At 33.1% G+C, this 22,958-nt stretch carries 23 protein-coding genes; 13 read left to right on the top strand and 10 right to left on the bottom strand.

The features are described 5' to 3' along the window. Positions 1–75 precede the first annotated feature (75 nt). Complete coding sequence (locus tag OLM54_RS04040) at positions 76–483, bottom strand: DUF1634 domain-containing protein (RefSeq protein WP_264537320.1); 408 nt, start codon at positions 481–483, stop codon at positions 76–78. After that, positions 470–1,306, bottom strand: a complete 837-nt coding sequence (locus OLM54_RS04035) for a sulfite exporter TauE/SafE family protein (RefSeq protein WP_264537319.1) — start codon at positions 1,304–1,306, stop codon at positions 470–472. The genes OLM54_RS04040 and OLM54_RS04035 overlap by 14 nt, the downstream gene beginning before the upstream one ends. A 406-nt stretch (positions 1,307–1,712) precedes the next feature. Here OLM54_RS04035 and OLM54_RS04030 point away from each other — a divergent pair, with 406 nt between their 5' ends. Beyond that, positions 1,713–2,765 carry a sensor histidine kinase gene (locus OLM54_RS04030; protein WP_264537318.1) on the top strand — a complete coding sequence of 351 codons (1,053 nt, stop codon included), beginning with the start codon at positions 1,713–1,715 and terminating at the stop codon, positions 2,763–2,765. Between the two features lie 140 nt (positions 2,766–2,905). Further along, positions 2,906–3,175, top strand: coding sequence for a hypothetical protein (locus tag OLM54_RS04025; RefSeq protein WP_264537317.1), 270 nt, complete (start codon positions 2,906–2,908; stop codon positions 3,173–3,175). 104 nt (positions 3,176–3,279) lie between these two features. Here the strand turns inward: OLM54_RS04025 and OLM54_RS04020 are convergent, their stop codons facing one another. From OLM54_RS04020 to OLM54_RS04010, 3 genes are read right to left on the bottom strand one after another with little or no spacing between them, the layout of a single operon-like run. After that, positions 3,280–3,768 (bottom strand): CinA family protein, encoded by a 489-nt coding sequence (locus OLM54_RS04020; RefSeq protein WP_264537316.1) that lies wholly within the window; start codon positions 3,766–3,768, stop codon positions 3,280–3,282. 27 nt (positions 3,769–3,795) lie between these two features. Beyond that, positions 3,796–4,452 carry a DUF6766 family protein gene (locus OLM54_RS04015; RefSeq protein WP_264537315.1) on the bottom strand — a complete coding sequence of 219 codons (657 nt, stop codon included), beginning with the start codon at positions 4,450–4,452 and terminating at the stop codon, positions 3,796–3,798. A gap of 21 nt (positions 4,453–4,473) precedes the next feature. Next, entirely contained in the window at positions 4,474–6,633 is a 2,160-nt protein-coding gene (locus OLM54_RS04010) for a catalase (protein ID WP_264537314.1), read from the bottom strand. A 371-nt stretch (positions 6,634–7,004) separates the two neighbouring features. Between OLM54_RS04010 and OLM54_RS04005 the strand changes: the two genes are divergently transcribed. The 3 genes from OLM54_RS04005 to OLM54_RS03995 all read left to right on the top strand — a co-directional run bounded on the left by OLM54_RS04005 (position 7,005) and on the right by OLM54_RS03995 (position 8,231). Continuing rightward, a complete protein-coding gene (locus OLM54_RS04005) occupies positions 7,005–7,391 on the top strand; it encodes a hypothetical protein (protein WP_264537313.1) in 387 nt (128 codons plus the stop codon). Positions 7,392–7,559: 168 nt separating this feature from the next. Further along, a complete protein-coding gene (locus OLM54_RS04000; protein WP_264537312.1) occupies positions 7,560–7,958 on the top strand; it encodes a hypothetical protein in 399 nt (132 codons plus the stop codon). Positions 7,959–8,072: 114 nt separating this feature from the next. Then, positions 8,073–8,231 (top strand): hypothetical protein, encoded by a 159-nt coding sequence (locus tag OLM54_RS03995; RefSeq protein WP_264537311.1) that lies wholly within the window; start codon positions 8,073–8,075, stop codon positions 8,229–8,231. 45 nt (positions 8,232–8,276) lie between these two features. On the opposite strand, the gene OLM54_RS03990 is transcribed toward OLM54_RS03995, so the two are convergent. After that, complete coding sequence (locus tag OLM54_RS03990) at positions 8,277–8,573, bottom strand: hypothetical protein (protein WP_264537310.1); 297 nt, start codon at positions 8,571–8,573, stop codon at positions 8,277–8,279. A gap of 195 nt (positions 8,574–8,768) precedes the next feature. Here OLM54_RS03990 and OLM54_RS03985 point away from each other — a divergent pair, with 195 nt between their 5' ends. Beyond that, positions 8,769–12,053, top strand: coding sequence for a CheR family methyltransferase (locus OLM54_RS03985; RefSeq protein ID WP_264537309.1), 3,285 nt, complete (start codon positions 8,769–8,771; stop codon positions 12,051–12,053). A 45-nt stretch (positions 12,054–12,098) separates the two neighbouring features. On the opposite strand, the gene OLM54_RS03980 is transcribed toward OLM54_RS03985, so the two are convergent. Next, positions 12,099–12,554 (bottom strand): hypothetical protein, encoded by a 456-nt coding sequence (locus OLM54_RS03980; RefSeq protein ID WP_264537308.1) that lies wholly within the window; start codon positions 12,552–12,554, stop codon positions 12,099–12,101. Between the two features lie 341 nt (positions 12,555–12,895). Here OLM54_RS03980 and OLM54_RS03975 point away from each other — a divergent pair, with 341 nt between their 5' ends. From OLM54_RS03975 to ligD, 3 genes are all read left to right on the top strand, one after another. Next, complete coding sequence (locus OLM54_RS03975; protein ID WP_264537307.1) at positions 12,896–13,102, top strand: hypothetical protein; 207 nt, start codon at positions 12,896–12,898, stop codon at positions 13,100–13,102. Positions 13,103–13,182: 80 nt separating this feature from the next. After that, positions 13,183–13,470: a PrgI family protein gene (locus OLM54_RS03970; protein WP_264537306.1), complete on the top strand. Its 288-nt coding sequence runs from the start codon at positions 13,183–13,185 to the stop codon at positions 13,468–13,470. Positions 13,471–13,610: 140 nt separating this feature from the next. Beyond that, positions 13,611–16,181: a DNA ligase D gene (gene ligD, locus OLM54_RS03965; RefSeq protein ID WP_264537305.1), complete on the top strand. Its 2,571-nt coding sequence runs from the start codon at positions 13,611–13,613 to the stop codon at positions 16,179–16,181. A 165-nt stretch (positions 16,182–16,346) separates the two neighbouring features. On the opposite strand, the gene OLM54_RS03960 is transcribed toward ligD, so the two are convergent. Together OLM54_RS03960 and OLM54_RS03955 are read right to left on the bottom strand one after the other, a co-directional pair. Next, positions 16,347–17,120 carry a Ku protein gene (locus OLM54_RS03960; protein WP_264537304.1) on the bottom strand — a complete coding sequence of 258 codons (774 nt, stop codon included), beginning with the start codon at positions 17,118–17,120 and terminating at the stop codon, positions 16,347–16,349. A 219-nt stretch (positions 17,121–17,339) separates the two neighbouring features. Continuing rightward, positions 17,340–17,705 carry an STAS/SEC14 domain-containing protein gene (locus tag OLM54_RS03955; RefSeq protein ID WP_264537303.1) on the bottom strand — a complete coding sequence of 122 codons (366 nt, stop codon included), beginning with the start codon at positions 17,703–17,705 and terminating at the stop codon, positions 17,340–17,342. Between the two features lie 269 nt (positions 17,706–17,974). Between OLM54_RS03955 and OLM54_RS03950 the strand changes: the two genes are divergently transcribed. Further along, positions 17,975–18,826: an SDR family oxidoreductase gene (locus OLM54_RS03950; RefSeq protein WP_264537302.1), complete on the top strand. Its 852-nt coding sequence runs from the start codon at positions 17,975–17,977 to the stop codon at positions 18,824–18,826. 163 nt (positions 18,827–18,989) lie between these two features. Here OLM54_RS03950 and OLM54_RS03945 read toward each other — a convergent pair whose 3' ends face one another. Then, positions 18,990–19,937: a hypothetical protein gene (locus OLM54_RS03945; RefSeq protein WP_264537301.1), complete on the bottom strand. Its 948-nt coding sequence runs from the start codon at positions 19,935–19,937 to the stop codon at positions 18,990–18,992. A gap of 357 nt (positions 19,938–20,294) precedes the next feature. Here OLM54_RS03945 and OLM54_RS03940 point away from each other — a divergent pair, with 357 nt between their 5' ends. Genes OLM54_RS03940 through OLM54_RS03930 form a run of 3 tightly spaced genes read left to right on the top strand, consistent with a single transcriptional unit; the run spans position 20,295 to position 22,924 of the window. Beyond that, a complete protein-coding gene (locus tag OLM54_RS03940; RefSeq protein WP_264537300.1) occupies positions 20,295–20,489 on the top strand; it encodes a hypothetical protein in 195 nt (64 codons plus the stop codon). Positions 20,490–20,545: 56 nt separating this feature from the next. Continuing rightward, the gene (locus OLM54_RS03935) at positions 20,546–22,249 is read left to right on the top strand and encodes an ATP-binding protein (RefSeq protein WP_264537299.1); all 1,704 of its coding nucleotides are present in this window, start codon (positions 20,546–20,548) and stop codon (positions 22,247–22,249) included. A gap of 6 nt (positions 22,250–22,255) precedes the next feature. After that, entirely contained in the window at positions 22,256–22,924 is a 669-nt protein-coding gene (locus OLM54_RS03930; RefSeq protein WP_264537298.1) for a response regulator transcription factor, read from the top strand. Positions 22,925–22,958: the final 34 nt, after the last annotated feature.

Here is a 22,958-nt window from a genome sequence, read left to right as displayed (position 1 = left end):
GCGTATATCGGCTGAAATCTTTTTAAAATCTGCGTGAAAAAAAACCTTTTATCTCTGTGTGTTTAAATTAATCTCTTAATGTGAAAATCCGAATGAAATACTCAGGATTATTATTCCGATGACAATCGCGGTGATGGCAACATACAAATAATCTTTTTCCAGCAGGAAAGAAAACAACGAGAGTAAAACACGAAATACAGGCGTAAGAAATAAAAGTATTACACCAAAAAATATAATCGACTCCCCGCTTCCGCTGATAACGCCGTTATATACAGCCGCAATTACTTCAAAAATATTTCTGTCGTTTTCTTTAAATACCGAATAATCTTCGATGTCGTAACCGTGATGCATTAAATAAACAATTCCACCAATAAACGCTACTGATAACGAAATCCAAACTCCGTAACGCAATAAATTACCTATAATGGTTTGAAAATCTTTTTCTCCAAATTTTTCCTGTGACATACTTTTAGATTTTTCCATTAAGTCCGTTATAAATCATGTTTAATGCCAATACAAAAATCAGGCAGGCAAAAAAGACGCGAAGTTTTTTAGGATTTGTTTTTACTAATATTTTGGCTCCCGCCATTGCCCCAAATAATACACCTATTACAACAGGCATACAAATTCCGGGTTCGATATACCCTTTTTGAATGTAAATAACAGAACTCGCCATTGCGGTAACGCCCATCATAAAATTACTGGTTGTGGTTGAAACTTTAAACGGAATTCGCATAATATTATCCATTGCGATTACTTTAAAAGCTCCTGAACCAATCCCTAATAAACCAGACATCATTCCGGCAAGTCCCATCATACTAAAACCGCCAATTACGTTTTTGGTTCCGTAATGTACTATTTGTCCGTCGTGTGTGGGATATGTTCCCTGCAAATGCAGTTTTTTTGCCAAAGGACTTGATTCTAAAACAATATGTTCTTCTTTTTTTCGCAGGGAATTAATTGCCGAGAAAATTAAGGTTAATCCAAATAAAACAGCGATGAAAGAAGTTGGTGCAATGACAGAAAGTAACGCGCCGCCTACTGCTCCTATTGTTGTGGCAATTTCGAGAAAAATTCCCAAACGCATATTCGTAATTCCTTCTTTTACATAAGCCGCCGCCGATCCTGAAGATGTTGCAATTACCGAAACCAAAGCCGCTCCAATGGCATAATGAATATCGACTCCAAGAACGACTGTTAAAAGCGGTATGATAATGATTCCGCCGCCTAATCCTGATAATGAACCTATAAATCCGGCTAAAAAAGCCCCCAGAAGCATAATCACGGTAAATGTAAGTACTGTCATGTGGTATGTTATTTGGCGACTAATTTACGAATACATATTGGCTATGCAGAATTATATTTTTTCAATCTTATAATAAAATGCTCACAATTTCATGAAACTCATTGTTTTTCAACCAAATAACCATAAACTTAAAAATGCCTTAAAAATTCTTAAAAATGCAAAAAATAGCTTTTTCATTACGAAAATATTGATTTGAATCTCTACTTTACTCAAAATGAAATAAATACTGCATTTTTAATGGCAATAAAATCACAAACCCGATTCAAAAAATTAATTTTAAAAAGCTCTTTTTAATTGTTTTGTATTATTTTTAAGCCGCAAAAAAAAATGCATTATTCTTATAAATCCCAAATTTACAAGACTTTAACTTTAATAATTTTATTTATTGATTCTAAAAACTACGCTTATGGTAATTTTTCTTAAAAGGTTTTATTTATTGTTGTTTTTATTAGTGTCATTTGGTTTGCAGGCACAAACAGAAAATAACAAAGCTTTAATTACTGCTTCTGTTTACAACTCACATTCTTCATTAATATTTAATACTGTTGTAAGCACTTTTGTAAAAAACACTATAATCGCTATTAATCAAAAACAGGATATGCAATTTTATATTGTGATCGTATGTTTATCACTTTTACTTTTGATTACGGGACTTTTATTTCAAACCTATAAAAGTTTAACTGCGCAGCGTTTATTGAACAGTAAACAAGAAGAAGTTAATTCGCAAAAAATAGACAGTATTTTAAAAGAGCAGGAATTAAATCTAATTAAAGCCTGGATTGATGGTCAGGAAAAAGAACGCGAACTTATTTCGCAGGAAATATACAATACGATTGGTCGAAATTTAGCTGCTATAAAATTACAGCTTAATCATTTGAACAACAGCAATTTGAAAAACATTACCAAAATAAACCAACAATTAGAAGAAACATACAAACAGGTTCGAAACTTATCCAATACTTTGGTTCCGAAGAAATTTAGTCCAACGAAGTTTTCCGAAGTTTTAGATTCTTACCTTATTAATTTAAGCGCTGCCAGTCAATTGAATATTTCGTTTCTTGCTTATCCCAAAAAAGAAATTGATACTATAGATGAATCGATTCAGGTTGAAGTTTTCAAAATAGTTCATGATCTTTTAAACAATACGATCAAACACGCAAAAGCTTCTCAAATAGAAATTCAGCTTAACCTTGTCGAAAATGACCTGACGTTTTTATTTAAGGATAATGGTTTAAATTTTAATGCAGCAAACTATATTCAGGGAATCAGTCTGCTTAATCTGGAATCCCGAATTAACAAATTGCGAGGTTCGTTAATTATTGATTCTAAACTAAAAACGGGAACTTTGATTAATATCGAAATTCCAACATCGCTAGTAACAATTGACAGTAAATCTAAATTTACTGTAAAAGGAATCAACTTAAAAAGCCAGCTTGACGAACTCAAAAGCCGATTTTAAATTTTATCCCTTATCAATTCTAAATATCTTTTATTTTTATAACAATCTGTAAATTATGAAATTAAGAACTATTTTTCTGTAAATATTTGCCGGGCTTTGCTGTTACATTTGTATATATTAATTATTTAAACCTTAATATTATGAATACTTTAAGTCACAAAACCAGCAAAAATATATACCGTCAAACGGACAGTCATCATCCACGATTTGCAAAAAATCCAGATGAAGAACAAATTATCAATCAGGACGACGCTGTAACGAATGATGAAGATCAGGAAAATGCAGATGAAAAACTGACTGATTATTATGATGAGGAAGAAAATGATCTCTATGAAGAAGATGAAGAAAAAGACTTGTTTCGCGATGCAGATTTATCAGGAAACGGTAAATTTAGAGTCGACTTCGACTGAAATTATTAAAAGAATAAAAAAACCGTTAGTTTATACTAACGGTTTTTTTTGTTTCAAGTTTCAAGTTTCAGGTTTTCAAACTTGCCTAAAATCTTAAACTATCGTTATTTTGTTTTTTTGTTTGTTTCTTTATAAACCAAATCAGCGACTGCATCAACTGCCTGCAGAATAATTTCTTCGGGATTTCCGTCAAACTTTACTCTTTTTGCAATTTCCTTATCGGGAAAAATAATATGTAAAAAAATAGTTCCCACAGGTTTTGAAGGGCTTTCACTTCCGCCCGGACTTGCTAATCCTGTTAAGGCAACGCAAATATCCGAATTAACAAAACGATGGAAATTCTGCGCCATTAATTTGGTTACAATCGCAGATTCCGGCGTGTATTGTTCGATCGTTCCTTTTGGTATTAAAAGCAAATCTTCTTTCATCGAGGCATGATAACAAACCAAACCGCCAATTAATATCTGACCTGAATTAATTACTGCAGCAAACTCATTGCATAATTTTCCTGCCGATGCACTTTCGACAAAACTTATCGTCCAGTTCTTTTTTATTAGCGCCTGGCAGCACTTTATAACATTTTTGCTTGGCATATATATATATTGAATTATAAGTTTAAATTATTCTCCTGTTTCATCATGCGGCGCATCAACGGGTTTTGATTGTGATGATCCTTTTTGACGTAAATAAATAGATAATACTACGATGGCAAAAACCGAAACGAATTCACTTTGCCAATTCTGAAAAGATTCAAACCAAAATTTTGATGCTCCTAAATATTCAAGAATGTCCACTTTTGGTTTCCCCGAAAGGGTATTAAAAAGATTCTCGTCTTTGAAACTTCCGTATAAATGCAGAAAAAAAGATACTACAAACAACAGCATTAATGAAATAGTAAGCGAGTTTTGGTATAAAAGCAGCCAAAATCCGCCTTTTTTAACAGGCCACGGAGCTGCTTTTCTGGTTGCAGATGGTTCTCTGTCTACTTCTTCATCTGTACCAAAACCTTTCGATTCTGACGAACCTTTTTGTTTCAGGAAAATGGTGAGCCAGACAAATAATCCCATTTGCAAAAATTCACTTTCCCAGTTTTCAAAAGTCGCTTCCAGAAAATGTCCTGATTCAAAATATTCCGATAACTGCACAGCCTGAGCCCCTTTATCAATAAGTTCATTATTGTATTCGTGAAAACCAAAAACAATTTGTCCTATCATGGCTCCCACAAAAAGCAGAAAGAAAACGATGGAAAGACTGTTTTGATATATAAACTTTTTCATTGCTGTTGTGTATTAGTTCTATTAAAGGTTTGCTTCTCTTTCCCAAAAACGGTGTTTTGCTATAGCGTCAATAAACGAAGCTGCGAGGTTTTTATCACCAATTTGATCGCTTACCAAAACGCCAACATCTCTATTATTTGTTCGCTCTGTATCGTTATTATTTACAAACGGAAGTATTTCGATTCCCTGAAGTTCGGCAGCAATAAATTTGCAGTGTTTGTATGAATCAGTAAGAAATTCTTTTACGTCACTGTTGTTTTTTAAGTCTAAAATTCCTTTTCCCGCCGGCACAAATACGGCATCAAAAAGAACCGAAGCTGCGGTAAGATAACTTTGATCGACAGGAATTTCAAGACCTTCTTCTGAAAGTATTACGCCCAAATGCGGTGCAACAATTTTTACTACAGCGCCTGCATCTTTTAGCGCTTGTTTCATGTTTTCTACAGATGCCGCATTAACGCCTTCTGCACATAAAAAAGCGATCTGACGTGTTATAATAGTATCTTTTCCTGTTTCGCTTTTTAAAATACTTAAAGCATCCGATGTATCGATTTGGCTTTTTACAAAAGTCGATTCGTATTTGTTTGGGTCAGAATCTGCGCCTACTCCGTGATTTATTGGTTTTTCAAAATCTTTAGGCGTTTTCAAACCTAAACCTTTTGCTACTTTACTCACCAAAATTGGATCTACACGCAATAACAATCCAAGCATTCTTTCTCGAATGGCAACCGTTTCAACTTTTCCTAATTCAAAAGTCAGCGCTTTAATAATATGTTCCTGTTCTGTATCGGTCTGGCTTTGATAAAAAAGTGTTGCCTGACTAAAATGGTCCGAAAAACTGGCGCTTCGATCGCGTACTTTATGCGCATCGATTCGTTCATTAAAACTGGCAAATCCGCCTTCGTCAATTTTTGCCTGAAACGGACAGCCGCCTCCCAATGAGTTTGGATGATAACTTACTCTGCCTTGCGCAATTTCCTGACGCATGTGTCCGTCGCGCTGGTTATTATGAATAGGCGAAATAGTTCTGTTTATTGGAATTTCATGAAAATTCGGACTTCCTAATCTTGATAATTGAGTATCGGTATACGAAAATAAGCGGCCTTGTAATAAAGGATCATTCGTAAAATCGATGCCGGGAACAACATGTCCGGGATGAAAAGCAACCTGCTCTGTTTCTGCAAAGAAATTATCCGGATTTTTGTTCAATGTCATTTTACCAATTATGGTTACGGGAACAAGTTCTTCGGGCACTAATTTGGTTGGATCGAGCAAATCAAAATCATACTTATGTTCATCGCTTTCGGGAATAATCTGCACGCCTAATTCCCATTCAGGGAAATTTCCTGATTCTATGGCTTCCCATAAATCCTGTTTGTGAAAATCAGAGTTTTTACCGGAGATTTTTTGCGCTTCATCCCATAAAACACTGTGAACGCCTAATTTAGGTTTCCAGTGAAATTTTACAAAATGCGATTCATTCTGTTCATTTACAAAACGAAAAGTATGAACTCCAAATCCTTCCATCATTCGCAGGCTTCTTGGTATGGCGCGATCGCTCATAACCCACATAATCATATGCATAGACTCCGGCATTAGCGAAATAAAATCCCAAAAAGTATCATGCGCAGATGCGGCCTGAGGAATTTCGTTGTGCGGTTCCGGTTTTACAGCGTGTATTAAATCAGGAAACTTCATGGCATCTTGTATAAAAAATACCGGCATATTGTTTCCCACTAAATCAAAAATACCTTCCTGTGTATAAAATTTTACGGCAAATCCGCGAACATCACGTGCTAAATCTGTAGAACCTCTTGAACCCGCAACGGTCGAAAAACGAACAAAAACAGGTGTTTTAATACTCATATCGTTTAAAAAACCTGCCTTCGTATATTTTTGTTGTGGATTATAAAGTTCAAAATAACCGTGTGCTGCAGAACCTCTTGCATGTACAATTCGTTCCGGAATTCGTTCGTGATCAAAACTGGTGATTTTTTCTCTTAGTATAAAATCTTCCAATAATGATGGTCCTCTTTCTCCGGCTTTTAATGAATTGTTATTATCGTTGATTTTAACTCCTTGATTGGTAGTAAGAAACTCGTTTTCGGCGTTTGATTTGTTCAGTTCCAGATCGTTCTGTTTCTCATTGAACTGATCGTGGTTTGGCTTTGAATTTTCCATTTTGATAGTTTTATAATTTGTAAATAGGTTCTAACCATTTTTGGTCAAAAAAGTAGAGAATTGCTAATGATAGCTTTTAAGTCACACAAATTTAGATTACAATAAAAGCAACGGCTTACAAAATTGCAGGCAAAGCTTACATCATTTAAATATTTGATTATCAACACTTATTATTATGCTATCATAGTAATTTAGCGGGTTAATTTTTAATTCAACTGTTAATTATGAAAGTAGAATCTATTTTTATATAAAAAGTAATTGCAATTTCTATAGTAGCTTTGTTTATAACATTTAGAGATAATGAATAAATATTCCTGCAAACTGATATGAAAGATCTTTATCAATTAAAACAATTTCAAATTTTACTTACTATGAAAAATGAAAAAACGAAAAATTACGGTCAGGTTGAACGTAATTTTCACCATGACGAGGATACCATTACAGATTCACATAATGATGCTTCGATAAAAGATTTATTTGATAATGATAAATACGAATATAAAGAAGACGATCTTCAATATAAAGATGAAGAGCTGCATGATGTAAATCATGAAACAAACGATTTTAACCGAAATGAAAATATCCCGAACGAGGAACGTGTCATTGATGAAGATGCATTATCGACAAATGACGATGATGAATTTCATGAAGAAAAGCTGGATGAAGAAGTTGAAAAAGATGGAGATCTTGACAATAATGATGATGAAAAACTAGAAGAAAACGACGAACATTTTCATGAAAAGCATTCGCGAGAATAATTAGAATTCAAAAAAAAATTGTAAATCGAAAGCCGTTATGTTTAATACGTAACGGCTTTTTGTTGTTTGAAATTCTATAATAAAATAAGAAAACTATATAAGCGTAAAAAATGGTGTTATTGTAATTTTAAAAGATTGATTTAAAATAATTTATACAAATACAACAATATGGATATTTCAACTCAAATTGTCTGGCTATTTATTTTAGCTATTCCTGTTTCCTGTATCAGTTGGACAGTAACTCACGAAGAAATTTTTAAAGAACCACGTGAATGGTGCGTTAAAAACTCTCAAAACGGACGGACACTATTAATTAGAAAAGCATTTTATCTTTTTACCTGCGAATATTGTTTTAGTCATTACGTCACTATTTTTTTCCTTATACTTTGCGATTATAAACTTTTAATAAACGACTGGCGCGGTTATCTTATCGCCGGATTTGCTTTGGTTTTTGTTGCCAATGTTTATATGAGTCTTTTTGGTTTATTGAGACAGGCCATTAAAAAAGAAAAGGTAGAAATTAAAAAGATTGAAACGGAAGAAGAGGAACATAAAATCTTGTTTTAAAAAACAAAATATGGGAATTATATAACAAATCGATAAAATTATATAAATAATGAATTATTCTCACTTTTATTTTTGCTTTAATCGAAGTAAATAAAAACCCATAAATCAAACAGTATGAAACATTTAAACTTAAAAACTTTAGCATTCATCCTCTTGATTACTTTTATCAGTATTAAATGCAGCGATCATTGTGATGATGAAGATCTAAGAAGAGATCAAAAACAAACATTGGTTGTACAACAAACCGATACGTTGCAGGTTATCAATGATTAAACTAAAAAAAGCCTGTAAATTACAGGCTTTTTTATTTTTGTTTACTTACGGTTTTTTATTTGTATTTGTACCCGTTCCTACACCTCCGTCACTGCCAGATCCGGCACCAGATCCGGGTTTTATGGTATCTCTGCGAGTTGTGGTAGTTTTGGTCGTTGTACTTGTTGATTTTGACTTATTTTTAGGCGTTGGGTCTTTATAAGTCGTTGTTGTCTTTTGTGTTTTCTTATGCACGATTGTATCTGTCGTGCTTTTTGATTGTTTTGCTTTTTTTGGAGTATCCTGCGCCATTGCACTTCCAAAAAACAGCATCAATACACATGTTAAAAATAAATTTTTCATAATATAAAGTTTTAAAATAATTAATAATTTGATTTATAGCAACATACATCATAAAACATTCAGCTGCATATACAAATTTTAAAAAGAAAAATAACTCCTGCTTATATGATGTTTAGTCACATCTTATATGATTACCATATGCAAAACAAACTATCGTTTTTATTGTATCTTTGATTAAGTAATATATATGAAATCATGAGCATTCCTGATACAAAACAGCCCCCAAAAACATTTCAGGACTTTCCCGTAGTTGGTATTGGGGCATCGGCAGGAGGATTAGATGCCTTCAAAAAAATACTTAAAGCAATACCTGAAAATTCAGGAATGGCGTATGTTATCGTGCAGCATTTGTCGCCGGATTATCCAAGCAATTTAACCGAAATATTATCGCAGGAAACCACAACTCCTGTTCATGAAATTGTGAACGATATTAATCTTGCGCCAAATCATATTTATATCATTCCTGAAAGTACTAATTTAATAGCCGAAGACGGCGTTTTAAAACTACACCAAAGAACCCGAAGCGATAAGCAAAACAAAAGCATCGATATTTTTTTTGAATCGCTTGCAGAGGTGCATAAAAGTTTTGCTATTGGCGTTATACTTTCCGGAACTGCTTTTGATGGTACTATCGGATTAAAAAAAATAAAAGAATTTGGCGGTGCCACTATCGCACAAGATCCTGAAACGGCAGCTTTTAAAGGAATGCCGCAAAGTGCAATCGATGCTGATGTTATTGATTATATTCTGGCTCCCGAAGATATTGCTTCAAAATTAGTTCAAATTCGAAAGAGTTATATTAACAATCACGGTTACAGCGAAGAAGAACATATTCCTCAAGATGAAGAAGAAGTGCTGAATCAGATTATAAATCTTGTTTATTTAAGAACCAGCAACGATTTTAGTCATTATAAACAACCTACAATAAGAAGACGTATTGCCCGAAGAATGGTTATCCTGAAAAAAGAAACCATGCAGGATTATTATAATACACTTCGAAATGATAAAAATGAGCAGGATTTACTTTTTAATGATTTCCTGATTCCTGTTACTTATTTTTTTAGAGATGAGAATTTTTTTGAGAGTTTGCCCACTTTGGTTTTTCCTCAATTAATAAACAATATTGTCAATAATAATTTAAGAATCTGGATTGCCGGCTGTGCTTCCGGTGAAGAAGCGTATTCATTGGCGATAAGTCTTCATGAATATTTATCTGAAAAAAACCTTAAAGAAGTAAGAGTCCAGATTTTTGCTTCGGATATATCCGAGAAATCGATCACAAAAGCAAGAGCCGCTTTATATTCTCCTCAGGATGTGCAGCAAATTTCGGATACGAGACTTCATAATTATTTTACAAAAAGAAACGGACATTATCATATCAATAAAGTGATTCGTGATATGTGCATTTTTGCAGTTCACAATTTTATAAAAGATCCGCCTTTTGCGAGAATCGATTTGGTTTCATGCCGAAATGTTTTAATTTATTTTGATCCGTTTTTACAAAAGAAGGTATTAAGTTCTTTTCATTATTCATTAAAAGAGAAAGGCTTTTTGCTTCTTGGAAAATCAGAAAGTATAACCAATGCTGCAAATTTATTTGATACTGTTGGCAAACACGAAAAAATATATGTGCGCAAATTTGCTCCGGTCCGTTATGTACCCGAAGCTTTTAAACCGGCAAATATTAAAGCGCGTGATAAAATTGGTACTTATAATTTAAAAACAATTCCGGAAACTGATTTTAGAAAAGTAGCATCTGATATTTTATTCTCAAAATATACGCCGGCAAGTGTGATCATAGATGAACATTTAGAAATTGTTCATTTTCACGGCGATACAACGCCGTTTTTATTGCCTTCTCCGGGAAAACCAAATTTTAATATTTTAAAAATGGCACGCGAAGGCATTAGCTTTGAACTTCGCAACGCTCTTTTGACAATAAAGAATGAAAAAGAGAATGTTAGCAAAGAGAATATTACCGTGAAGAATCAAAATTATCTGGCTTCATTTGAGATTCTTATGCTTCCTAATGACGAAGATCTTTTGATGGTTCTTTTTCATCAACACCTTTTGCCTGCGCCGGATAATGAAACGAAATCAAGTTCTAAAAGTGCTGATCAAAAGCGAATAAAAGAATTAGAGAAAGAACTGAGCCAGTTGCGCGAAGATATTAAACGTGTAACCGAAGAACAGCAAACCGCTTTTGAAGAACTGCAGACTACGAACGAAGAATTGTTGAGCAGCAGCGAAGAACTTCAGGCAATGAATGAGGAATTAGAAACGTCGACAGAGGAACTGCAATCGAATAATGAAGAATTAGTGTGTGTAAATGATGAACTTTTAGACCGTCAGGAACAGCTTATTTCGACACGTAATTACTCAGAATCAATTGTAAAAACAATTCGAGAGCCTTTGCTTATTATTGATAAGGATTTTAGTGTAAAAAGTGCCAATCCTGCTTTTTATAAATATTTTCAAACTACCGAAGCTGAAACAGAAGGACATTCATTTTTTGAAATTGGAGACTGTCAATGGGATATTCCTGAATTTAAAGATCTGATTTTTAAAATGCTGGGAGAAAAAACAGCCATCGAAGATTATAAAGTTGATACTGTATGTACCAGTATTGGCAAAAAAACCATGATGGTAAATGCCCGCAAAATCCTGAATGCCAAACCCGAAGGAATGATTCTGCTGGCACTTGAAGACATTACAGATTTGGTGACTACGAATGATTTATTAAAAATAAAAAATACCGAATTAGAGAAATACAACGACCAGCTGGAAACTTTTACATCGGCGGCAAGCCACGATTTACAAGAACCATTGCGCAAAATTAATATGTTTTGCAAAAAGGTTTTTAGCGGCGAAAAAAGCTTGTCAGAAAACAGTAAGCATGATCTGGAGCGTGTCTTGTTTTTGGTTAACAATATGAGTCAGTTGGTTACAGATCTTATCAATTATTCGAGAATCAATTTTATTGAAAAAGAATTTAAAAAAACCGACTTAAATTTACTTTTAAAGAAAACTATTGGCGATATGAAGGATGTTATTGCCGAGAAAAAAGCGATTATTAAAGTCGATTCTTTTATGCAAATGGAGGTTATATCGTATCAAATACAACAATTGTTTACTAATTTAATTTCAAATGCTATAAAATATTCCAGGCAAGATGTTGCTCCTGAAATAAAGATAGAAACACAACTGCCTTCATCTGAAGAAATAACTAAGATTGGCGGAAATCCTGAAATCAATTATATCAAAATTTGCGTGAGTGATAACGGTATTGGTTTTGATAGCAGGTACGAAGACAAAATTTTTGAACCTTTCTACAGATTGCATAGTGTAGATGAATATGCCGGCACCGGACTTGGCCTAACGCTGGTTAGGAAAATTGTAGAGAATCATAATGGAATTATAAAAGCATGCAGCAAAATTGGTGAAGGTACAACGATGACAATATACCTTCCGTTAAACTAAGTCTAAGCATAAAAAAGCGGTAAACAATTGTTTACCGCTTTTTTATTAGTTTTTAAGCTCGTCGTTACTAATCTTACTTTTTCCGTATTGCGTTATCGAATGAATTTTACTCCAGTATTCGATTATGTTTTGAATTACGCCTTTAAATTTTTCGTACGTATACGGCCTTACAACATAACTTTGTGTGGGAATTGAATATAAATCAATTACAAAACACTGATTAAAAACGGTTGTAAAAAACAAACACGGACAATTTAATTCTACACTCAAATTTTTATAGGTAATATGGGCGAATTCTTTATCATCCATATGCAGCAATACGATATCGGCAAAAATTAAAAATGCCGAAACGTCATTTGATGTTAAATAATTATAAGCATCGTTCCCGGAATTAAAGCATAAAATTCTATTAGAAATTCCTAATTCAGAGAAAATTTGTGTAAATAATTTACGATCACCCTGATTATTTTCTATAAGTACAATAGGTCCCTTTTTATTCATAATAGTTCCTTTTTTAGTTATAAACAAGATCGAAAACATCATAAATTTTCTGTAAGTTTGTAAACCACGTCTACAGAAATTCTAAAACAAATATTTCGGTTTTTTTGAAATATTCGTTTATAAAATCCTTCCAAAAACTTATATAATTTACATCGAAAGATTTTTGACTATTAACATTACGAATAAATTCTGAATAAAACAGTTACGATTTAAGCTTGAAAATACCACTAAATTCAAGCTGATACACTGATAATTATATAAGTACAAAATTTAATTCTATAAAGAAAAAACGGGCTCTTGGTTTTAATTTTGGAAATACTAAAATATTAAATCAATAGGTCATGGTTGAAAAGAATTATGATCCGGATAATGATAATTGCCCGGAAAAAGAAACAGTAGAAAATCTTCATAAATCCAAACTGAATACTGACAAGAATAAAAATACTCAAACAGTAGAAGAGTTTATAAACGATAGTTCAAATCGCATTGCAAAAGACAAAAACGATTTGAAGGATACTGAAAATTCAAAAGATAAAAAAGACAAATAGATTTAGAAGATTATAATAACAATCTGATGAAAAGCATCAGAACCTTTACAAATGTCAAATTAAAATTAAAAATTAAAATCATGGAAAATTTAAATTTCATTAATCCATTATTACACGGGATTGTTCCTGAAGAAATAGAAAACAAAGTATTAAACTTCTCCTCTAAGCAATTGGTTTGCGCAGGCGTTGGTACATTAATTGCCGGAGCTTTACTTAAAAAAGCCGGACATCAAAAAACCGGAGCTATGATTGCAGGTTTGGCGTTGCCTATTCTTGCGACTGCGGTTTACAAAAAAGTTTCACAAAAAGCAAAAGATAAAAAAGCGAATTCTGATACAGAACATGAATCTGTTACAGAACATGCATAATATAAAATGGTGTACTTCCTGATATCACTTCTGTTTTTAGTTATTTAAACTAAATAGCAGATTGACAACTGGGAAGTACATTATTTTTTTACAATTTAAATCCTAAAATTCCCTATATGAATCTATAAATACTTTCTTATATGTCACTTTCCAAATACAACCAAAAACGTAATTTTAAGCAAACCGAAGAACCAAAAGGCACGATTGGCAAATCTGAAAAAGATCTGATATTTGTGGTTCAAAAACATGCGGCTTCGCATTTGCATTACGATTTTAGGCTGGAACTTGATGGTGTTCTTAAAAGCTGGGCGGTTCCTAAAGGTCCGTCGATGGATCCTGAGGTGAAACGCCTCGCCATGATGGTTGAGGATCATCCTTATGATTATAAAGATTTTGAAGGCTCAATTCCCGAAGGAAATTATGGCGCCGGAAATGTTATTGTTTGGGATAACGGAACGTATACAACCGCCGATGAAACTTCAACATCGGCTAAAAAAACTCTAAAAGCAGATTTAAATAAAGGTCATTTGAGTTTTATCCTGAACGGAGAAAAACTTAAAGGTGAATTTTCGTTGGTAAAATTGCACGGCAAACAGGAAAACGCCTGGTTACTGATTAAGAAAAAAGACAAATTTGCTACGGACGATGATATTTTGAAAAAAGACAAATCAGTGCTTTCTAATAAAACCTTAGAATCGTTAGAAAAAAAAACGGAAGCAGCGAAAAAATCGGAAAGTAAAACCAACACTGTTTCCAAAGAAAATAGTGAGCAAAAAAATACTGCAACTACTTCTCAAAAAAAAGAAAATATAGATTTTATTGCGCCAATGCTTGCTACTATTGTCGATAAACCATTTGATGATCCTGATTGGGTTTTTGAAAATAAATACGATGGTTACCGTGCAGTTGCCACTATTAATGCAGATGAAGCTCATTTATATAGCCGAAACAGGATTTCGTTTGATACCAATTTTAAGCCTGTTCTCGATGAACTTAAAAAAATAAATCACGAAGTAATTTTAGATGGCGAAGTTGTGGTAGAAAACAGCTCCGGAAAAGCTAATTTTCAATTGCTTCAAAATTATCTTAAAACCGGTGAAGGAACTTTAAAATATTATGTTTTTGATATTTTAAACCTCGATGGTTTTTCTACTGCAAATTTGACTTTACTGGAACGTAAGGAACTTTTAAAAATACTGTTGGACAAATACTCTTTTTCAAACATTCATTATTCTGAACATACAGTTGGCGATGGCATTAAAAGCCTTGAAATTGCCGCAAAAGATAAAAGCGAAGGTATTATCGCCAAAAAAGCTGACAGCACTTATTTGGTTGGAAAAAGAAGTACCAACTGGCTTAAAATAAAAATAGTACAACAGGAAGAAGCAGTTATTATTGGAATTACTGAACCCAAAAATTCCCGTAACTATTTTGGCGCCATATTATTAGGTCAGTATTATGGAAAAAGACTGGAATATATTGGCAAATGCGGCACCGGTTTTACTGAAGATGTATTGAAGGATTTGTACACGAAATTTAAACCGTATTTTATAAAAGAATCGCCTGTAACGCCAAAAGTAAAACTCAGGGACACTATACAATGGTTAAAACCAAAGTTTGTGTGCCAGGTAAAATTTACGGAATGGACGGAAGATATGCGACTGAGACATCCGGTTTATCTGGGTTTGAGAGTGGATAAAAAAGCAACAGAAGTTTTTTTGACTTCAAAAAGTAACAATACTTTAAATGAAAAAGTCATGGATACAAAAATGGATACAAAAGAAGATTCTGAAAAATCTCAAAAAGATTATGATTTAAAAGTAGGGACAAAAACATTGCATCTTACCAATCAAAACAAGATTTATTTTCCTGCAGACGATATTACTAAAGGCGAAATTGTGCAATATTACAATGAAGTTGCTGATTTGATTCTTCCGTATTTAAAAGATCGTCCGCAATCTATGAACCGATTTCCTAATGGAATTGACGGACCAAGTTTTTACCAAAAAGATGTAGATGAAGATAAAATTCCGAAATGGATAAAAACAAAAAAAATCTATTCAGAATCAAACGATGAACATTTAAATTACCTGATTTGCAACGATAAAGCGACTTTACTTTATATGGCAAATTTGGGCTGTATCGATATTAATCCGTGGAATTCGACTATAAAACATATCGAAAATCCGGATTGGCTGGTTATCGATATTGATCCGTCAAATAAAAATTTTGAAGAAGTCGTGCAAACTGCTTTAACGGTAAAAGAAGTAATGGACGAACTTGAAACGGAATGTTATTGTAAAACATCCGGCGCTTCCGGATTACATGTTTATATTCCGCTTGGCGCTAAATACGATTATGATTCGATAAAAATTTTAGCGGAATTAATCGCAACAGAAATTCAAAAACGTTTGCCTGAAATAACTTCTCTTGAAAGAAGCATCAAAAAAAGAAATAATAAAATTTACGTCGATTATCTCCAAAACCGACGCGGACAAACTCTGGCCGCGCCCTACTCTGTTCGTCCCGTTCCCGGTGCGCAGGTTTCGACACCGCTGGAATGGAGCGAAGTACATGCAAAACTGCATCCGTCGCAATTTACCATCAAAAACGTATTACAGCGATTTGAGAAAAAAGGCGATTTATGGAGCCCAATTTTAGGCAAAGGCGCTAATATTAAAAAGATTATGCATAAACTGGAGAGTAAGTGACGGTTTTCAGTTTACAGTTTACAGTTTACAGTCTCAGTTATCAGTTTACAGTCTCAGTTATTATTAGTCTCAGTTATCAGTTTGCAGTCGCTGTAAACTGTAAACTATAGTCCATAAACTGATTACTGTAAACCGATTACTGTAAACTGAGACTGTAAACTGCGACTATGAAGATTTCTTCTTATCAAGGCTCGCTTTTAACATGCTTAATAAATCGTCGCTTTGTTTATGGACAACTTCTAATTTTGGTGCTTTGGTTTGTTTTTTGCCTTTGGCTTTTTGTTTGATTATTTTTAAAAGCTTATCGGTGTATTCGTCTTTATAGGCGCTAATATCAAACTTTTCTGTTAGTTGTTCGATCAGTTTATTTGCCATATCCATTTCTTTAGAAGTCTTTTTAGAAATAGCAGGAAGTTTAAGTTCAGTCGTATCTCTGATTTCCTGTTCGAAGCGAATTCTGTTTAAAAGAATTAGGTTTTTATATGGTTTTAAAATCGCAAGACTTTCTTTGTTTCTCAAAACAAAACTCGTCACTCCTACTTTACCCGTAAATTCGAGTGCATCACGAAGCAAACCATACGCATTCATGGCACCTTTATCAGGTTCAAGAAAATACGGCTGTTCGTAATATATACTTTCGATTTCTTTTTCGTAGGCAAAACTCTGAATGTCTATCGTTTTGGTTTTAACGGCATCGGCTGCTTCAAAATCTTCATCTTCGACAATTACATATTTATCATCGATTTTGTAGCCTTTTACAATATCGGCAAATGTTACTTCTTTGCCTGTTTTTTCGTTTACACGTTTGAATTTTATATTCGAATGATCTTTTTCGTCCAGCATATCCATGTCAAGACTACTTTCCTGCACGGCAGAAAACATTTTTATGGGAATATTGATTAACCCAAAACTTATTGAACCTGTCCATATTGCCCTCATAATTCGTCAGTTTTATTTCCTATTGATGTTCCTGCAAGGTTTTCAAAACCTTGTAGGTATATTTTACCCGTTTAAGAGTTATGATTTTACTCGTTTAAGAATTTAAACCTACAAGGTTTTGAAAACCTTGCAGGATAGAATTTTATTTTAGAATCAAAAGTCAACAGTTCAACAATCTAAAATCTAAAATCTAAAATCATAAATCTGAAATCTAAAAATCTATATATTTCCTTCAACCCAATTTAGTGCTTTATTAAATTCTAATTTTTTAAAGCCTTTAAATTCTCCCGGAACGATATAACTGAATCCGTTTGTAAACGAAATAATATCTTCAGAATCTGAAACGATCGCTGCTCTGTTCCATTTTCCTAAATGTTTAAGTCCAATCATCGCATCCTGAAGCCACGCGCCGGCAGTAAAGTTTTCCAGATCTGTATCTAAAACCAATAAAAAATTGATTTCGTTGAGTTGTTTAACTAATTTTTCGACTGCCGGAACTACCACACTTTGAAAATCATCTTTGGTTACTTCTGCCAATGCTCTAAAAGCAACAATATTATCTGTTGTATCAATTTGATGTATCATTTTTATCTTAATTAAATGGTTTATTATTTTTATTCTTCTTTTTGTTACACTCATTCCCGATTAAAAAACGAGTGTTTTTATCACGATCTCAAAAATAATTCACACAACGGTTTTCTCTCTTATATTATCTCTATTAAATCTTACAAAATCTCTATTTATCAACACTTTAACAGAATCTATAGCGCTAAATTTTGATTTTTTCCAGTTAACTTTTTTTTGAAAATCAGCCTAATTTAGTCGCTCTATTAATGATTGAAAAAATGATGACCATGGAAAAAGAAAAACCAAAAAAATTTCCCGAACAAAAACAAAATCTTCCGGGCAACGAACATGAAATGCATCCAAAGCCGGAAATTATTCGGGAGAATTATACAGGAAGCGGAAAACTTTTTGGAAAAGTAGCTTTTATAACCGGAGGCGACAGCGGTATTGGCCGAAGTGTGGCGGTACATTTTGCCAGAGAAGGCGCTAATATTGCGATCGTTTATTTAAAAGAAGATAAAGATGCTCTTGAAACCAAAGCGTTAATCGAAAAAGAAGGTCAGCAATGTTTGATTATCAGCGGGGATTTAAAAGATGAGAAATTCTGTAAATCGGCTGTAAAAAAATGCCATACTACTTTTAAAAAATTAAATATTATAGTGAATAATGCCGCGGTACAATTTCCTCAAACCGAAATGGAAAAAATCACGTCGGTACAACTTCAAAAAACATTCGAAACCAATATTTATCCGTATTTCTATATTACAAAAGCGGCGTTGCCATTTTTGCAGGAAGGCGATACAATTATCAACACAAGCTCTGTAACGGCATATCGCGGCAGCGAACATTTGTTAGATTACGCGAGTACAAAAGGTGCAATTGTCAGTTTTACAAGATCATTGTCGACAATGCTAGCCAAAAAGAAAATACGCGTTAACGGTGTTGCTCCGGGTCCAATATGGACTCCTTTGATCGTGGCGAGTTTCGATAAACTTTCCGACTTCGGAAAAGATAATCCGATGGAAAGAGCCGGACAGCCATCAGAAGTTGCGCCTGCTTATGTTTTTCTTGCCTGCGAAGACAGCAGTTATATTACAGGGCAATTTATACATATTAATGGCGGCGAAATTGTGGGGTAACTGAATGAAAAGTTTGCCGAATTTCTCGAATTTTCCCGAATTACTTTATTTAAAAAAAGCGGATATACTTAGTTTAGTATATCCGCTTTTTTTGTTTGCGACAAACCCGACAGGTTTTAAAAACCTGTCGGGTTTAGGACGTAACGTTAAGCAAGAACTTTTTTTATTTTGATGTGCAGTTTTTGCTTTGGTATTTTCCTTTAATATAATCTGTAAGTGGTCGTAGTGTTTTTTTTGTTTCGGGATGTCTTCCGTTTCCACATGAATTAAAAAAATCAACTTGATTATTGGTTTTTCCATACCATATAATAGATTGTCCATTTGCATACCAAGTCGTTGTATCGCAAACGGGAATCTTTTTAAAATCTAACAAATGAGAATCATATACAATTATTTCATTTGGGTTTCCTTCTATTCCTTCTTTACAATCTACAACTTCATAATGATCTTCGGACCATTGCATGCAACCTTTATTAAAGAATGCCAAGTAGATTGCTGTTCCAATTCCTATCACACCAAAAACAATAGCAACAATTATTATAGTCTGTTTTGATTTTTTAAATAGTCTTAATAATTTTTCAAAAAACTTGGTTTTGCGAGATGGTTTTTCTTGTTCAGTGCTTTTATTTCCTTCATTATCTGAAGGAAGATTTTCTTTTTCAACAGGAGTTTCAACTTCTATATCTTCATCTTCATTAACTTTTTCTAAATCTAAAAAATTATTAATCGCTTCCTCAGGTTTTTGAGAGTCTACTAGTGCATAAAATTTTTGATAAGGTCTTAATTCAAAATCAACCAAAATTGCAGCAAAATTTACAGTATCGAATTTTAATGGTTCTTTTTTTCGTTTCAGGAAAGAACCAACTTTTCTGAATTTATCAGTGTAACCAATAGAAGTATCCTCGTTACTTGGATTAAATTCAGATCCAACAAAATCTCTATAAACATTCAAATCGTCTGTACTAGGATTAGATTTAAAAATCTTCCAGCACAAATCTCTCAAATTTGCTTGTGATGTAGGGTTAAAATAATTAGAATTTACCCCATTTTTTTCTTTTTCAAATTTAATTCTAATCGCTTCTTTATAATGTTCTCGAGTATTGTTAGGCATAAGCTTGTCGGATTTTTTAGGATTTTCTGGTACTTATTAGGGCATGTTCGGATTTCAAAATACTTAATGGGAATTCCCGGAATTCCGTATCAACACAGGCTTATAAACGTATTTCCTTTGTACTCAGATTGAAACTGGTTCTTGTTCGATATCGAATAAAAACAAATGTACAAAACTAGTTCAATTAACAAGTGAGGAAAACCGTAAGGCAGAATCTATCTCGGGAAGTATAAATAAAATTTTACTGTTCTACTCACTTCACTTCCCAACCAAAAACACGCATAGGTATTGTGCCTAAACAAGATTCGGAGCGGTTCCGGACAGCCATACCTATGCTTAATTCTTAAAAATATTATTATGAGACATTTCATTATATTAAGCGCATTCGCTCTTTTGAGCACAACTTTATTTTCTTGTACAGCTGACGAATTCGAAACAGCCGAGACAAAAACTGAGATAAAAAAGGATTCAATTCCTAATGATAGCATACAAGCCAGCGAACCTGACGGACCTGGAGATGATCCGATGCCAATTACTCCACCAAAAAAATAGTGGATAAAATCTTATAATCAACAATTAATTATTAATTTCGGGGGAAAGTAACTATCATGCTACGATCCCCCTTTTTTTGTTTTCTACTTTTTCTCTTTTTACTTTCTTGCAAAGAGGATAAAACCGTAGAAATTCAACCAGATTCACATAAAAAAGAAGCTAAGTTTCTACAGGAAAAAGGCATGACTAATTTTCAAAAAAGCAATTTTAATAGTGCTTTTTACTATTTCAACAAATCGAAAATAGCATTCGAGACTTCAAAAGATAGCGCCAATATTGTTTTCAATTTGATTCAAATGGCCAATATTCAGCAAATAAATGGGGATTATTATGGCAGCAAAGAAACCTTAACAGAAGCGTTGCCTTTTACTAATAAAAATAATGATTATGGTCCTGCAATTAATAATCTTTTTGGAATAGCTGATAAAGAACTTTCTATTTATGATGATGCTATCTATTACTACAATAAGGCTATAAATGATGTTAAAGATGATGTTTTAAAACAATCTCCTTTAAATAATATTGCTGTTGTTTATATCAAACAAAAAAAATACGATAAGGCAATCGAAATATTAGAATCGATTCTTAAATCGGGAAATTTAAATGACCCTAAATTCGTAAAAAATAAAGCTCGGGTTATTGATAATCTGGGTTTTGCCTATTTCAAAAACGGAAATTCTAATAAAGGGCTTCAATTTATGAATGAAAGTCTGCAGTTACGAAACAATGCCGAAGACTTTTACGGAAGCATTGAAAGCCATCTTCATTTAGCAGAATTTTACACAAAAACTGATTCCAAAAAATCAAATGAAAATGCTCAAAAAGCGTATCAAATTGCTACAAAATTTCATAGTGTCGATGAACGTTTAAAAGCGTTGTCTTTTCTAATTTCAAACAATTACAGAAGTACGGAATATGCCCAAAAATATATTTCGCTTAATGACAGTATTATTAAAATCAGAAACAATTTCAAGAATAAATTTGCTAAGATTAAATACGATTCTAAAAAGGAAAAAGACGAAAATCAGAAACTAAAATTAGAACGTGCAGAAAATTTACTGGCGCTTCAAAAAGCTCAATTCCAAAAAATAGTGGGTTTAATTATCTTTGTTTTTCTGTGTATCGGAATTGTGGTTTTAATTCGATTTTATAGAAACAAAAATAGAATTGAAAAACTGGAAGCTTCTTATGAGACTGAAACCAGAATTGCCAAAGATATTCACGATGAATTAGCCAATGATGTTTTTCATGCGATTACTTTTACTCAAACACAATTTTTAACGAAAGAGGATATAAAAGAAACTTTACTTCAAAAACTGGATCATATTTATGCTCGCGTGCGCGGAATTTCAAGAGAAAACAATGATATTCATACGGGAGCCGATTATTCGGAAAATTTAAAAGAAATGCTTTCTACCTATAATAGCCCTACAACAAACGTTATTATAAATGGAATTGAAAAAGTAAACTGGAATGCAATTGATGATCTTAAAAAGGTGGCTATTCACAGAGTTCTACAGGAACTTATGGTAAACATGAAAAAACATAGTGGTGCGCCGTTAGTAGCTTTAAAGTTTGACAGCAACGGAAAAACGGTATTTATTGACTATGCTGATAAAGGAAAAGGCGCTGAAAAAAGTAAAATTATTAAAAATGGTCTGCAGAATATGGAAAACCGTATTCACGCCATAAAAGGATCGATTACTTTTGACACTGAACCTGATAAGGGTTTTAAAGTAAAAATAACGCTGCCTAAATAAAAGCCTATGTTTAAAAAAGTGATTATAGCCGAAGATCTTGATGCAATGAATTTAGGAATTCAACAAGTATTAAAAGATTTAAATATTGAAAATTTTCAACATTCGAAATACTGCGATGAAGCTTTATTAAAAGTCCGAAAAGCAATTCAGGATAATGAACCGTATGATTTATTAATTAGTGATCTTTCATTTAAAACAGATCATCGTGAAGTAAAAATTGCGAATGGCGATGAACTGGTGCAAAAAGTTCGCGAATTACAGCCCAATATTAAAATTATAGCCTACTCTGTAGAAGATAAAAGTTATCGTATAAAATCACTTTTTGATAATGCGGGAGTTGACGCTTTTGTTTTGAAAGGTTTAAATAGTATTGAAGATCTAAAAAAAGCAATCCATTTATTATATACTTCAGATGAAACATTTATCTCTCCGGAAGTTGCTTCTGCCTTACAGGAAAAAAACAATTACGAAATAGATGACCTGGATATCAATATTCTAAAACAACTTTCTTTAGGTATTCTGCAAGACGATATTCCAAAGATTTTTAAAAAATTGGGTATTACACCAAACAGCAAAAGTACTATTGAAAAAAGAATTGCCAAGCTTAAAGATTTTTTTAAAGCGAATAATACGATTCATTTGGTTTCGATTACAAAAGATATGGGGATTATTTAAAAATCTCATTATTCTAATCAATCATTTTAAGCTC

It is taken from the genome of Flavobacterium sp. N1736 (assembly GCF_025947065.1).
Classification (GTDB): Bacteria; Bacteroidota; Bacteroidia; order Flavobacteriales; family Flavobacteriaceae; genus Flavobacterium.
The sequence above is the reverse complement of the archived record's forward strand: the minus strand, read 5'-3'. Positions and strand labels throughout refer to the sequence as shown.